Origin of the sequence: Serratia quinivorans, assembly GCF_052113645.1 — a bacterium.
Classification (GTDB): Bacteria; Pseudomonadota; Gammaproteobacteria; order Enterobacterales; family Enterobacteriaceae; genus Serratia; species Serratia quinivorans_B.
The window spans coordinates 37,442-50,563 of the sequence record NZ_JBIEIU010000023.1 but is presented as its reverse complement, the minus strand read 5'-3'; the positions used below and the strand labels follow the sequence as shown (position 1 = coordinate 50,563).

Sequence of the window (13,122 nt, the reverse complement as noted above, 5' to 3'; positions counted from 1 at the left end):
TGAGCCTGAGCCTGAGCCTGAGCCTGAGCCTGAGCCTGAGCCTGAGCCTGAGCCTGAGCCTGAGCCTGAGCCTGAGCCTGAGCTTATTATCGAGCCCGAACCTGAAGCGGTCGTCGTATCAGAGCCGGAAGTGATCGCACCGGAACCGGTTATCGAAACCGTGCCGGAAGTGATTGCGCCCGAGCCAGAAGTGATTGTGTCAGAACCGGAACCGGAGACATTGCCGGCCAACGTAGCGCTGGAACCGATTATCGTCGCTCCAGCCACTGAAGAAGAACAACAACCTGAGCTGCTGGCCCCGGCGGTGACTCAGGAGCAGGAACGCCCGACCAAAGAAGGCTTCTTTGCCCGCCTGAAACGCAGCCTGGTGAAAACCAAGCAGAATCTGGGCTCCGGCTTTGTCGGCCTGTTCCGCGGCAAGAAAATTGATGACGAACTGTTTGAAGAGCTGGAAGAACAGCTGCTGATTGCCGACGTCGGCGTGGAAACCACGCGTAAAATCATTACCTCCTTGACCCAGCACGCCAGCCGCAAGCAGTTGAAAGACGCCGATGCGCTGTACGGTAAGCTGAAGGAGGAAATGTCTGAAATTCTGGCTAAAGTTGATCAGCCGCTGGATGTTGGCGGTAAAAACCCGTATGTCATTCTGATGGTTGGGGTGAACGGCGTGGGTAAAACCACCACCATCGGTAAGCTGGCCCGCCAGTTCCAGGCGGAAGGCAAATCGGTGATGCTGGCGGCGGGGGATACCTTCCGTGCGGCGGCGGTAGAGCAGTTGCAGGTGTGGGGCGAGCGCAACCGGATCCCGGTGGTGGCGCAGCATACCGGCGCGGACTCCGCCTCGGTGATTTACGACGCGGTGCAGGCCGCCAAGGCGCGCGGCATCGACGTGCTGCTGGCTGATACGGCAGGCCGTTTGCAGAACAAAGCGCACCTGATGGAAGAGCTGAAGAAGATCGTCCGCGTCATGAAAAAACTGGACGACCAGGCCCCCCATGAGGTTATGCTGACTCTTGATGCCAGCACCGGACAGAATGCTGTCAGCCAGGCGAAATTATTTAATGAGGCCGTGGGCTTAACCGGTATCACACTGACTAAACTGGACGGTACCGCCAAGGGCGGGGTGATCTTCGCCATTGCCGATCAGTTCGGTATCCCGATTCGCTATATTGGCGTTGGGGAAGGCATCGAAGATTTGCGGCCGTTTAAGGCTGACGATTTTATTGAGGCACTTTTTGCCCGAGAGGATTAATACGGATGATTCGCTTTGAACAGGTCAGTAAAGCTTATCTGGGCGGACGGCAGGCACTGCAGGGGGTAGATTTTCATCTGCGCCCGGCGGAGATGGCGTTTCTGACCGGCCATTCCGGCGCGGGGAAGAGTACCCTGCTGAAACTGATTTGTGGTATCGAACGGCCAAGCGCCGGCCATATTTGGTTTGGCGGCCACGACATCAGCCGGTTGAAAAACCGCGAGGTGCCGTTCCTGCGTCGTCAGATCGGCATGATTTTCCAGGATCACCATCTGCTGCTGGATCGTACGGTGTATGACAACGTGGCGATGCCGCTGATCATCGCCGGTGCCAGCACCGAAGATATCCGTCGCCGCGTTTCCGCCGCGTTGGACAAGGTCGGGCTGCTGGATAAGGCGAAAAACTTCCCGATCCAGCTTTCCGGCGGTGAACAACAGCGTGTGGGCATTGCCCGTGCGGTGGTGAACAAGCCCGCGGTCCTGCTGGCGGATGAACCCACCGGTAACCTGGACGATGCGCTGTCGGAAGGCATTCTGCGCCTGTTCGAGGAATTTAACCGCGTGGGCGTGACCGTGCTGATGGCTACCCACGACACCGGGCTGATCGCCCGACGCAATTACCGCATTCTGCGCCTGAGTCAGGGCCGCATGGCTGGAGGAGCGCATCATGGCGAATAATGCAAAAACCGCCAAGAGCAAAGCGCTGCGCGGCGGCTGGCGTGAACAATGGCGCTATGCCTGGATGAATGCCGTCAAGGATATGCTGCGCCAACCGTTGGCAACGCTGCTGACGGTGATGGTGATTGCCATCTCCCTGACATTGCCGAGCGTGTGTTACATCGTTTGGAAAAACGTCAGCACTGCGGCGACCCAATGGTATCCCACGCCGCAACTGACGGTTTATCTGGATAAATCGCTGGATGATGACGCGGCGGTGAAAGTGCTCGACGCCATCAAGGCGGAAGCCGGCGTTGAAAAAGTGAATTATCTGTCGCGTGAAGAGGCCCGGGGCGAGTTCCGCAACTGGTCCGGCTTTGGCGGCGCACTGGATATGCTGGAAGAGAACCCGTTGCCGGCGGTTGCTATCATCACGCCGAAAATGAGCTTCCAAAGCTCCGACACCCTCAATACCCTGCGCGATCGCGTTGCGGCAGTTCAGGGGGTGGATGAAGTGCGAATGGATGACAGTTGGTTTGCCCGTCTGGCGGCACTGACCGGACTGGTGGGGCAGGTCGCTGCGATGATCGGCGTGCTGATGGTGGTGGCGGTGTTCCTGGTGATCGGCAACAGCGTGCGGTTGAGCATCTTCAGCCGTCGCGACACTATCAACGTGATGAAACTGATCGGCGCCACCGACGGCTTTATCCTGCGGCCGTTCCTGAACGGCGGCGCGATGCTGGGCTTCTTTGGCGCGTTGCTGTCGTTGCTGTTGTCCGGGGCGATGGTGTGGCGGCTGGAGTCGGTGGTCACCGGCGTGGCCAAGGTCTTCGGCACCACCTTTGCCTTGCACGGCCTGGGTTGGGATGAGGCGCTGCTGCTGTTGATTGTCTCCGCGATGATCGGCTGGATCGCCGCCTGGCTGGCGACGGTGCAACATTTACGCCGATTTACACCACAATAAAGATTTTTTGGTATACTCTTCTCCTGCTGCTCCGAGCGTGTTGCGGGAGAAGAGCTACCGGCACTAACCTAAGCCCCATCCAGTCTCTTCTTAGCGCACAAATTCCCTATCGGCCTAAGTCTTCGTCACGTATTGTCATGCACAATGCGATCGAAAAACTGTGAACTAATAGGGCGGAACGCGGTCAAAATCTGCAGCAAAATGTTAAGGTGCCCGGCGTGTGGACCGCTTTTGCAATAGCAACTGCCGTAGAATCAATCATTTCCCCGCCGTGACAATCACCTGCATGACCTGTTTTTTCAAGAGAGGGTTTGAATGACCAAAGAAATGCAAACTTTAGCTTTAGTGCCCCAGGGCAGTTTGGAAGCCTATATTCGGGCCGCCAACACCTATCCGATGCTGACGGCAGAGGAAGAGCGGGAGCTGGCTGAACGGCTGCATTATCAGGGCGATCTGGAAGCCGCTAAGCAGCTAATCCTGTCTCACCTGCGCTTTGTCGCTCATATTGCCCGCAATTACTCGGGTTACGGCCTGCCGCAGGCAGACCTGATCCAGGAAGGTAATATCGGCCTGATGAAAGCAGTTCGCCGCTTCAACCCAGAGGTTGGTGTGCGTCTGGTTTCCTTTGCGGTGCATTGGATCAAGGCAGAGATTCACGAGTACGTACTGCGCAACTGGCGTATCGTCAAAGTTGCTACCACCAAAGCACAGCGTAAGCTGTTCTTTAACCTGCGTAAAACCAAGCAGCGTCTGGGCTGGTTCAATCAGGATGAGGTGGAATTGGTCGCCCGCGAATTGGGTGTGACCAGCAAGGACGTGCGCGAGATGGAATCCCGCATGGCGGCGCAGGACATGACCTTCGATCCAACGCCGGACGACGAAGCCCGTGACGGCCAGTCAATGGCACCGGTGCTGTACCTGCAGGATAAAAGCTCGGACTTCGCCGAAGGCATCGAGGAAGATAACTGGGAAAGCAACGCCGCAGACAAACTGGCCTATGCGCTGGAAGGTCTGGACGAGCGTAGCCAGCATATCATTCGCGCCCGCTGGCTGGACGACGACAACAAATCCACGCTGCAAGAGCTGGCCGATCAGTACGGTGTTTCCGCTGAGCGCGTACGTCAGCTTGAAAAGAACGCCATGAAGAAATTGAAAATGGCGATCGAAGCCTAATCCCGCATAAGCGTTAAAAAGCCCGGTTAATGATTAGCCGGGCTTTTTTGTGCCTGAAATTAGGCGTTATGGCGCAACTGCGGCGAAGTCTGGCGCCGGGCAGTCATAGCCAAACTTGTTGGCCCAGGGATAGCGCGTCCCGGTATTGATATAGCGTTGATACAGCACCCGACCGGTTTTCGCGTCACGCTTGATCACCCAACCGGCGGCATTGCACAGCACTGCGGCGTAGGCCTGGCTTTTTGGCGGCAGCAAGTCGGCGGCCTGTTGGGCCAGTGCGACCGCCTGCCAGCGATAGTGCAGGAAGCGATTATCCTGTGGCGGTAACGCCGCTTTGGCCCGTGCAGCCTCGGCACTGCTGATCCAACTCTTATGCTTGAGCTCGCGCGTATCAAAGGCATCCCCCAGATAGGAATAACCGGCGTCATAAATTGCATAGTCCGGCGTCATCTCATAACCCGTGAACACCAATCCTTGGCTACGCAGCAGCGTTGCTGCCTGATAGTAGGCTTTGGCCTGCGTCAGCTTGTCTGCGGATTTATCCTGCGCCGTTTTCAGCGTATCGGCGTACTGTTGTGCCGCCTGACGGTAATTTGGAATGTCAAAATAGGCCATCGCCTCTTGAGGGTGTCCTGCGCGCATCAAGCGCCGCGCCAGCAGTTCACGCAGTTGCACCTCTGGCGTCATCGGTTGACCGTTGTACTCGTCCGGAATGACTGGTTTCAATGGCGTAACCGGGGCTGGCACATGCTTATCAACAAAGCCTTTCAGTTCGTCGATGGTCAGCACGCGCTCGGCCACATCGGCGACGTCCGCCCAGTAAATATCTTTGCCGCGATAAAGGAAGTCCATTGCCTGCAGATAGTCGCCGCGATCCAGGGCCAGAATGGCCCGCTCCCCCGCGACCCGGCATTCGGGCACGATGGTTTCTGGCGTAAAGTCCGCGTTGCGCTGTTCGCCCCAGCTTTCACTGGAAGGGAACGCGGCCGCCGCTTTGGCGTAGTCTGCGGTGGCGGCTTTGACATCCCCGTCGCGCAGCGCCATTTTGGCGCGTAACCACCAGGCCAGGCCACTGTCGCCGGCGTGTTTCAGCAGGCTGGCCGCCATCGGGTATTGTCCTGCTCGGTAGGCCAGCGCCGCCAGCCGGTCACTGCCGCTGAAACCGCTTTTCACCGAGGCGTCCAGTAGCGTCAGGATTTGGCCGATGATTTGTGCAGAGCGGGTACCGGTGCCGTCCGTATCGGTCATTTGCAGATTACTGCTGCGGGCAAACAGCTCAATAGTGACCAGTTGTTGGATCAGCGGATCGGCGATTGTCTGCTTCAGAACATCGAAGTGATCCGGATTGACCAGGTAACTGGAGACGTACTGCAGCGACAGACCGCCATCCTGGTCGCCCTGTGCCGCCTGCTGCGCATATAGCCTGGCTGCTTGGGTGATGTTGCCGAGCCAGAAATGAATGCGGGCCTGCTGCCCCAGGCTGCTCAGTGCCAGTTGATCAGGATCGGCCGTACCGCCTTTCACTTTATCAATCACCTGCTGGAAGGCCGCTAGCGCCTGCTCGAGTTGCGGCTTCGCCGGGTGTTTGACCTTGCTGGTCGAGGCGTCACCTTCGTGTTCTGGCGTGCCGTGATCGCCCATCAACAACCGACCGAGTGAATACTGTGCCCTTAGCCCCCAGTCGCCCTGTTCTGCGGCGGGCAAGGCCAGAACTTGCTGGAAGTACTCGCCGGCGCGCGGATCTTTACCGGCGAAGGCCACTGCGCCCAGCAGGTATTGACGTGCCGCGTCAGATAGCCCTTGAGTATTGACCGCATCGGCCTCTTCAACGGTTTTGGCCGCACGCATTTTGCCGATGATGATAGTTTCCGGCGACAATGGCATCGGTTTCGGCGGCGTGGCCGGCGCTGGCGCTTTCCACAACGGCAGCTGTTTATCCACTGCGACCAAACGCCCGGCTTCAAAGGCAAAGTTGCCTTCCGGCATATACAGCAGCGTGCCGTTGCGATCGATCAGCAAACGGTTGGGGAAATCCGGCCCACAGGCGTAGCCATTAAGTGGCATCGCCAGCGCCGAGCCGATCAGGGCAGCCAGTGGAAGAGTTCGGCCGCGCAGAGTCCGTGTAGCGCGTGCATTATGGTGTGACAAGGGTGCCTCCTGGCGTCAGTTGTTGGCAGCGCAGCCAGCCCAGCGGCCGGGATTGCCCGGCGCGCAACTGGTCACTGCGGATCAGCACAAAGCGTTGCCGTTGAGGCTCGCTTTCCAGCCGGTAGTTGCCCGCCGCGTCCGCCGCCAGGCATTTGCCGGCGATGATGATGATTTCACGCGGTAGCGGTGCATCCACCGGCCCGTTATTTTGAATTATCAGATCATTGGGCCCATTTTGCTGTGTCTGAGGGCTAAATTTTACCTGCCAGTCAACGCTGAGCGGCTGCTTTTCTATCACCGCGCGCAGCGTAGCCAGTGACCAGGCACGACGATCGTCTGCCAACGGCAGTCGGAACCAGATCAGGCCTCGCAGGTGGGGCAAGGTCTGCATGTTCAGTTGCTGCAGAAAATCGGCCACCTGTTGCGGCGCCACCGTCAGTTCGCGCGAGGTATCCGCCACGCGCAAAGAGGCTTCGCTTTCAACCTGTGCGCCCTGCGCATCGAACCCGACCAAACCCATGCCATAGGCAGGCAGTGCTACCCGGAAAGGTTTTGGTGTGATTTGTGCGTACTGTTTTATCCAACGCAGCGCCAGCGGGGCGGCAAATAACCCTTGCTCAGGCGACAGCACGGCATGCACCTGCAGTACCGAGCTGTCGGCCTGCTGTAAAACGCCAGGCAGCGCCGCGGAGCCGATCCAGGCCGGCAATGCGGTAATGCCCAGTTGCAGTGAAGAAGGCAACTGTTGACGCAGCTGCTGCAGGAAATGCCGATAGGCGGGCAGGCGGGCGGTAGCGGCGTCATGGTCTATTTCAACGCCGATGACCTGCAGCCCGGCGGCCTGCCAGCGTTGCACCTGTTTGAGCAGCCGCTGGCGAATTGCCGATTCATCCAGCTGCGCCAGCTGTCCGTCCAGACGAGCCACCAGCCACAACGGGCGGCCATCTTGTTTCAGTAAGGGGAGATTGACCGGGATTTCCCGCCAGCCCTCACGCGGGTGCACTTGTAAACCCAGCACCCGCAGCGTAGGGAACAGGTCGCGGCTTTGCGCCAGCGCGGCAACATGCTGCGGCGTCCAAACGCGTTGCCAGACGTAGGCCTGATTATCCCAGGTCGGCTGTATCCGCAGCGCCTGCTGGCGGCCGCCGAACCAGCTGATGAACGCCAGCGCCAGCAGCAATAGTGCGACGAGTCCACGTTTCATTGCTGCCAGAGTTCGCCTTGCTGAGTGAAACCGCAGGCGCGCATAAAGTTATCCACCTCACCGCGCTCGCGTGGCGTCAGACCTGCGGTTGAAAGCTGCCAGTGCGTTATCTGCGGCAACTGGCGTTGCGCGTCCTGCACCAGATACAGCCCGACACCGCGGCGGCGCGTCACTTCACGCACCAGCAAATCCTGCAGTTGAGCACGCTCACCGTCCAGCTCGATTTTTACCGCACCCAGCAGCCGTTCATTGAAGCGGGCGGCAAACAGCGCTTTATCGCCGCTCAACCCGCTCTGCCACTGTTCCGGCTGCTGATGCGGCCAGATTTTGCCAAGGTCGATCAGGTCTTGTGGGGACAGCGTGGTTAATCGCTCAATAGTCAGTTTCATGCAGGATTTCCGAACGGCTAATCAATGCCGACAGTGTAATAGATCTTGCACAGAGCGTTGTGTAAGTTTTTCTGTACGATTACTGCGCGAAATGTTTTTTGCAGGACGCATTTTCCGAGTAAATAGGTAGTAAAGCGATCGGGAACCAGCATAACGCGCTGTACCTGATGCAAAACAGCGCAGATTCAATCCGGATTTTATGCTGTTTACACCGCTTGTTTCTGATTGTGCAAGTTGATTTGCAGCAGAAAATTCCTGTTTAATGGCATGAAAAATAAAGTCTTATTAGAAAATATTGCCGCATAAACACCTAAATCATTATTACTTATGAATAAAAGCAGTAAATAAGGGTCAGGTGCAGGCAAACACAACAGGTACGTTCACAACGACAGATGGGGATTTGCGGATGAAATTAACAAAAGGTAAGGCGCTGTTGGCGGGCTGTATCGCCATGGCTATCGGGCATACGGCAATGGCGAAAGACATCAAGGTGGCGATCGTCGGGGCAATGTCCGGCCCGGTCGCGCAGTATGGCGATATGGAGTTCACCGGCGCGCGTCAGGCGATTGCCGATATCAATGCCAAGGGCGGCATCAAGGGTGACAAACTGGTCGGTGTGGAATACGACGATGCCTGCGATCCGAAACAGGCGGTAGCCGTGGCCAACAAAGTGATCAACGACGGGATCCGCTATGTGATCGGCCACCTGTGCTCGTCTTCGACGCAGCCGGCTTCCGACATCTATGAAGATGAAGGCGTGATCATGATTACGCCGGCGGCCACTAACGCCGATCTAACCACCCGTGGTTACAAAATGATCATGCGTACCACCGGCCTGGATTCCGATCAGGGTCCGACGGCGGCGAAATACATCCTCAGCGAGATCAAACCCAAGCGCATTGCCGTGATCCACGACAAGCAGCAGTACGGCGAAGGTCTGGCACGCTCGGTGCGCGACAGCCTGAAAAAGCAGGGGACCGATGTGGTGATGTTTGAAGGTATCACCGCCGGCGATAAAGATTTCTCTACCCTGGTGGCGCGCCTGAAGAAAGAAAACGTCGACTTCGTTTACTTCGGTGGCTACTACCCGGAAATGGGCCAGATCCTGCGCCAGGCCAAACAGGCCGGCCTGACCACCCGCTTTATGGGGCCGGAAGGCGTGGGCAACTCCTCACTGTCCAACATCGCCGGTGCCGCCTCTGAAGGCATGCTGGTGACCTTGCCTAAGCGTTACGATCAGGTGCCTGCCAACAAACCTGTCGTCGATGCACTGAAAGCCAAAAAGCTGGATCCGACCGGGCCGTTTGTCTGGACCACCTATGCGGCGCTGCAATCTCTGACCACCGGGATGGAGCGCAGCGGCAGCCAGGAGCCGGAAGACATCGTCAAGGATCTGAAAACCGGCAAGCCGGTGGACACCGTGATGGGGCCGTTGAGCTGGGATGACAAAGGCGATCTGAAAGGCTTCGAGTTCGGCGTGTTCCAATGGCATGCCGACGGCACTTCAACGCCGATTAAATAAGCCATAATAATTAGGGTAAGGCGCAGCTAGCTGCGCCCGCAGGCTGGCTTGCCGGCCCGCACCCCTTTACCTGAATTTCTCACCGCGTTCAGGTTTGCTATAAAAGCGCAGCCAAGGGTCAGAGTATGTCAGAGCAGGTTCTCTATTTTCTGCAGCAGATGTTCAACGGCGTCACGTTGGGCAGCACCTATGCATTGATCGCCATCGGTTACACCATGGTCTACGGCATCATCGGCATGATCAACTTCGCCCACGGCGAGGTGTATATGATCGGCAGCTATGTCTCCTTTATTGTTATCGCCGCCCTGATGATGATCGGCATCGACGTCGGTTGGCTGCTGATTGGTGCGGCCTTCCTGGTGTCGATCGTGATTGCCAGCGCCTACGGCTGGAGCATCGAGCGGGTGGCCTACAAGCCGGTGCGCAATTCCAAACGACTGATCGCGCTGATCTCCGCCATCGGGATGTCGATATTCCTGCAAAACTACGTCAGCCTGACGCAGGGTTCGCGCGATCTGGCGTTGCCCAGCCTGGTCACCGGCCAGTGGGTGCTGGGTGAAAGCAACGGTTTCGCCGCCACCATCAGCACCATGCAGCTGATTATCTGGGGAGTCACCTTCCTGGCGATGCTGGCGCTGACGATGTTTATTCGCTATTCACGCATGGGCCGCGCCTGCCGCGCCTGCGCGGAGGATTTGAAGATGGCCGGCCTGCTGGGCATCAATACCGACCGGGTGATCTCACTGACCTTCGTGATCGGCGCCGTCATGGCGGCGGTCGCCGGCGTACTGCTCGGGCAGTTCTACGGGGTGATCAACCCATACATCGGTTTTATGGCCGGTATGAAAGCCTTCACTGCGGCGGTGCTGGGCGGCATCGGCAGCATCCCCGGCGCGATGATTGGCGGCCTGGTGCTGGGCGTGGCGGAAGCGCTGACGTCGGCTTACCTGAGTACCGAATATAAAGATGTGGTGTCGTTCGCGTTGCTGATCGTGGTGTTGCTGATCATGCCAACCGGCATCCTTGGGCGTCCGGAGGTTGAGAAGGTATGAAACTCAATCTGCTCAACGCGCTGATCGCCACCCTGGTGCTGTTTGTGATGGCTTCATTCCTGATGGGCATGCAACTGAGCCTGGACGGTACCAAACTGGTGGTGCACGGCGCGGCGGAAGTGCGCTGGATGTGGATCGGCATTGGCTGCGTCATCGTGTTTTTCTTCCAGTTGCTGCGCCCATTGATGCAGCAAGGGCTGAAAAAGATCTCCGGCCCGACCTGGGTATTGCCGAGCTTTGATGGCACCACTGCGCGCCAGAAACTGCTGGCAGCGGCCATCATTGTCGCTGCGGTTGCCTGGCCGTTTTTGGTATCGCGCGGCACGGTAGATATCGCCACGCTGACGCTGATCTACGTGATGTTGGGCTTGGGCCTTAACGTGGTGGTCGGGCTGTCCGGTCTGCTGGTGCTGGGCTACGGTGGTTTCTATGCCATTGGCGCCTATACCTACGCCTTGCTGAACCACTATTACGGCCTCGGTTTTTGGGAAAGCCTGCCGCTGGCGGGCATGGTCACCGCCGTCTTTGGTTTCCTGCTCGGCTTCCCGGTGCTGCGTCTGCGCGGCGACTACCTGGCGATTGTGACGTTGGGCTTCGGTGAAATCGTGCGTATCCTGTTGTTGAACAACACCGAAATCACCGGCGGCCCGAACGGCATCAGCCAGATCCCGAAACCGACCTTCTTCGGTCTGGAGTTCAACCGCAGCGTGCGCGACGGCGGTTGGGACACCTTCCATAACTTCTTTGGCCTGAAATACGATCCGAGCGATCGCATCGTCTTTCTGTACCTGGTGGCGTTGCTGCTGGTGGTATTGACGCTGTTTGTGATTAATCGCCTGCTGCGCATGCCGCTGGGCCGCGCCTGGGAAGCGCTGCGCGAAGATGAAATCGCCTGCCGTTCGCTGGGGCTCAACCCGACCAGAATCAAACTGACTGCCTTTACCATCAGCGCCGTCTTCGCCGGTTTTGCCGGCACGCTGTTCGCCGCGCGTCAGGGCTTCGTCAGCCCGGAATCCTTTACCTTTGTGGAATCGGCCTTCGTGTTGGCGATCGTGGTCCTGGGCGGTATGGGGTCGCAGTTCGCCGTGATCCTGGCGGCGATCCTGCTGGTGGTGTCGCGCGAATTGATGCGTGACCTGAACGAATACAGCATGCTGTTGCTGGGTGCCCTGATGGTATTGATGATGATTTGGCGGCCGCAAGGGCTGCTGCCGATGAAGCGGCCACAGCTGAAACTGAAGGCGGCGGATATGCAAGCAGGCAAGGGGGAACAAGCATGAGCATGCAACCTCTGCTGAAGGTAGAAGGGCTGTCGATGCGTTTTGGCGGCCTGCTGGCGGTCAATAACGTGGCGCTGGAACTCAACGAGGGCGAGATTGTTTCGCTGATCGGCCCGAACGGCGCGGGCAAAACCACGGTATTTAACTGCCTGACCGGCTTTTACCGCCCAACCGGCGGCACCATCAAACTGCGCGAGCGCCATTTGGAAGGCCTGCCCGGCCAGACCATCGCTCGTATGGGCGTGGTGCGCACTTTCCAGCACGTGCGGTTATTTCGTGAAATGACGGTGATCGAGAACCTGTTGGTCGCGCAACACCAGCATCTGAAAAGCGGTGTCTTCGCCGGGCTGTTGAAAACGCCTGCCTTCCGCCGTGCCGAAGCCGATGCCTTGGAACGCGCCTCGGTATGGCTGCAACGGGTTGGCCTGCTGGAAATGGCTAACCGTTCGGCGGGCAATCTGGCTTATGGCCAACAGCGGCGGCTGGAGATTGCGCGCTGCATGGTCACCCGGCCGGAGTTGTTGATGCTGGACGAGCCGGCGGCGGGCCTGAACCCGAAGGAAACCGACGAGCTGGATCAACTGATCGTCGAGCTGCGCAATCAGCATAAAGTGTCGGTGTTGCTGATTGAGCACGACATGAAACTGGTGATGGGCATCTCCGATCGCATCTACGTGGTGAACCAGGGCACGCCGCTGGCGCAGGGCACCCCGGCAGAAATCCGTAACAACCCGGACGTGATCCGGGCCTATCTGGGCGAATAATTTATGTTGTCATTTAATCAGGTATCCGCCCATTACGGCAAAATCCAGGCGCTGCATCAGGTTAGCCTGAACATCAAGCAGGGCGAGATTGTCACTCTGATCGGCGCTAACGGCGCCGGTAAAACCACGCTGCTCGGCACGCTGTGCGGTGAACCCCGCGCCAGCGAAGGCAGCATCACCTTTCTCGATCAGGACATTACCCAGTGGCAGACTTCGCGCATTATGCGCGAGGCGGTGGCGATCGTGCCGGAAGGGCGGCGGGTATTCGCGCGCATGACGGTGGAAGAAAACCTGGCGATGGGCGGTTTCTTTGCCGATCGCCAGCAGTATCAACAGCGCATTGAAAGGGTGTTCGGCCTGTTCCCGCGCCTGCTCGAACGCCGTGCCCAGCGATCCGGTACCATGTCCGGCGGTGAGCAACAGATGTTGGCGATCGGTCGTGCGCTGATGAGCCAGCCGAAGCTGTTGTTGCTCGACGAGCCTTCTCTGGGGTTGGCGCCGATCATCATTCAGCAGATTTTTGACATCATCCAGCAACTGCGCGAAGAGGGCATGACCATCTTCCTGGTGGAGCAAAACGCCAATCAGGCGCTGAAACTGGCAGATCGCGGTTATGTACTGGAAAACGGCCGCGTGGTGTTGGAAGATACGGGAGCCGCATTGTTAGCAAACGAAGCTGTTCGCTCCGCTTATCTCGGTGGATGATTTGTCCCAGGAA

12 protein-coding genes are annotated in these 13,122 nt (G+C 58.2%); 9 read left to right on the top strand and 3 right to left on the bottom strand.

Annotation, left to right across the window (positions count from 1 at the left end):
• From ftsY to rpoH, 4 genes are all read left to right on the top strand, one after another.
• Positions 1-1,252, top strand: a 1,252-nt coding sequence (gene ftsY, locus ACGS9J_RS25185) for a signal recognition particle-docking protein FtsY (protein WP_442233345.1), incomplete at its 5' end; no start/stop codon positions are given.
• 5 nt (positions 1,253-1,257) lie between these two features.
• Complete coding sequence (ftsE, locus tag ACGS9J_RS25180; RefSeq protein ID WP_020824813.1) at positions 1,258-1,929, top strand: cell division ATP-binding protein FtsE; 672 nt, start codon at positions 1,258-1,260, stop codon at positions 1,927-1,929.
• Positions 1,919-2,872: a permease-like cell division protein FtsX gene (gene ftsX / locus ACGS9J_RS25175; RefSeq protein ID WP_442233344.1), complete on the top strand. Its 954-nt coding sequence runs from the start codon at positions 1,919-1,921 to the stop codon at positions 2,870-2,872. Before ftsE ends, ftsX begins: the two co-directional genes overlap by 11 nt.
• Positions 2,873-3,187: 315 nt before the next feature.
• Positions 3,188-4,045 (top strand): RNA polymerase sigma factor RpoH, encoded by an 858-nt coding sequence (gene rpoH, locus ACGS9J_RS25170; RefSeq protein WP_020824815.1) that lies wholly within the window; start codon positions 3,188-3,190, stop codon positions 4,043-4,045.
• 66 nt (positions 4,046-4,111) lie between these two features.
• On the opposite strand, the gene ACGS9J_RS25165 is transcribed toward rpoH, so the two are convergent.
• From ACGS9J_RS25165 to panM, 3 genes are all read right to left on the bottom strand, one after another.
• On the bottom strand, positions 4,112-6,109 hold the full coding sequence (locus ACGS9J_RS25165) for a hypothetical protein (protein WP_442233346.1): 1,998 nt from the start codon (positions 6,107-6,109) through the stop codon (positions 4,112-4,114).
• A gap of 70 nt (positions 6,110-6,179) precedes the next feature.
• A complete protein-coding gene (locus ACGS9J_RS25160) occupies positions 6,180-7,397 on the bottom strand; it encodes a DUF3142 domain-containing protein (RefSeq protein ID WP_442233343.1) in 1,218 nt (405 codons plus the stop codon).
• Positions 7,394-7,786 (bottom strand): aspartate 1-decarboxylase autocleavage activator PanM, encoded by a 393-nt coding sequence (panM, locus tag ACGS9J_RS25155; RefSeq protein ID WP_442233342.1) that lies wholly within the window; start codon positions 7,784-7,786, stop codon positions 7,394-7,396. Before panM ends, ACGS9J_RS25160 begins: the two co-directional genes overlap by 4 nt.
• A gap of 406 nt (positions 7,787-8,192) precedes the next feature.
• On the opposite strand from panM, the gene ACGS9J_RS25150 reads away from it, so the two are divergent.
• From ACGS9J_RS25150 to livF, 5 genes are all read left to right on the top strand, one after another.
• Positions 8,193-9,308 carry a branched-chain amino acid ABC transporter substrate-binding protein gene (locus ACGS9J_RS25150; protein WP_442233341.1) on the top strand — a complete coding sequence of 372 codons (1,116 nt, stop codon included), beginning with the start codon at positions 8,193-8,195 and terminating at the stop codon, positions 9,306-9,308.
• A gap of 125 nt (positions 9,309-9,433) precedes the next feature.
• A complete protein-coding gene (livH, locus tag ACGS9J_RS25145; protein ID WP_442233340.1) occupies positions 9,434-10,360 on the top strand; it encodes a high-affinity branched-chain amino acid ABC transporter permease LivH in 927 nt (308 codons plus the stop codon).
• Complete coding sequence (locus ACGS9J_RS25140; RefSeq protein ID WP_442233339.1) at positions 10,357-11,640, top strand: high-affinity branched-chain amino acid ABC transporter permease LivM; 1,284 nt, start codon at positions 10,357-10,359, stop codon at positions 11,638-11,640. Before livH ends, ACGS9J_RS25140 begins: the two co-directional genes overlap by 4 nt.
• On the top strand, positions 11,637-12,404 hold the full coding sequence (livG, locus tag ACGS9J_RS25135; protein WP_442233338.1) for a high-affinity branched-chain amino acid ABC transporter ATP-binding protein LivG: 768 nt from the start codon (positions 11,637-11,639) through the stop codon (positions 12,402-12,404). Before ACGS9J_RS25140 ends, livG begins: the two co-directional genes overlap by 4 nt.
• A 3-nt stretch (positions 12,405-12,407) precedes the next feature.
• Positions 12,408-13,109: a high-affinity branched-chain amino acid ABC transporter ATP-binding protein LivF gene (livF, locus tag ACGS9J_RS25130; RefSeq protein WP_442233337.1), complete on the top strand. Its 702-nt coding sequence runs from the start codon at positions 12,408-12,410 to the stop codon at positions 13,107-13,109.
• Positions 13,110-13,122: the final 13 nt, after the last annotated feature.

What these genes read in the sequence shown, in the direction of transcription:
- panM (WP_442233342.1), bottom strand. Translation starts at nt 7,786, where the DNA reads ATGAAACTGACTATTGAGCGATTAACCACGCTGTCCCCACAAGACCTG.
- ftsX (WP_442233344.1), top strand. Translation starts at nt 1,919, where the DNA reads ATGGCGAATAATGCAAAAACCGCCAAGAGCAAAGCGCTGCGCGGCGGC.
- ACGS9J_RS25140 (WP_442233339.1), top strand. Translation starts at nt 10,357, where the DNA reads ATGAAACTCAATCTGCTCAACGCGCTGATCGCCACCCTGGTGCTGTTT.
- ACGS9J_RS25160 (WP_442233343.1), bottom strand. Translation starts at nt 7,397, where the DNA reads ATGAAACGTGGACTCGTCGCACTATTGCTGCTGGCGCTGGCGTTCATC.
- ACGS9J_RS25150 (WP_442233341.1), top strand. Translation starts at nt 8,193, where the DNA reads ATGAAATTAACAAAAGGTAAGGCGCTGTTGGCGGGCTGTATCGCCATG.
- ACGS9J_RS25165 (WP_442233346.1), bottom strand. Translation starts at nt 6,109, where the DNA reads ATGCCACTTAATGGCTACGCCTGTGGGCCGGATTTCCCCAACCGTTTG.
- livG (WP_442233338.1), top strand. Translation starts at nt 11,637, where the DNA reads ATGAGCATGCAACCTCTGCTGAAGGTAGAAGGGCTGTCGATGCGTTTT.
- livH (WP_442233340.1), top strand. Translation starts at nt 9,434, where the DNA reads ATGTCAGAGCAGGTTCTCTATTTTCTGCAGCAGATGTTCAACGGCGTC.
- ftsE (WP_020824813.1), top strand. Translation starts at nt 1,258, where the DNA reads ATGATTCGCTTTGAACAGGTCAGTAAAGCTTATCTGGGCGGACGGCAG.
- livF (WP_442233337.1), top strand. Translation starts at nt 12,408, where the DNA reads ATGTTGTCATTTAATCAGGTATCCGCCCATTACGGCAAAATCCAGGCG.
- rpoH (WP_020824815.1), top strand. Translation starts at nt 3,188, where the DNA reads ATGACCAAAGAAATGCAAACTTTAGCTTTAGTGCCCCAGGGCAGTTTG.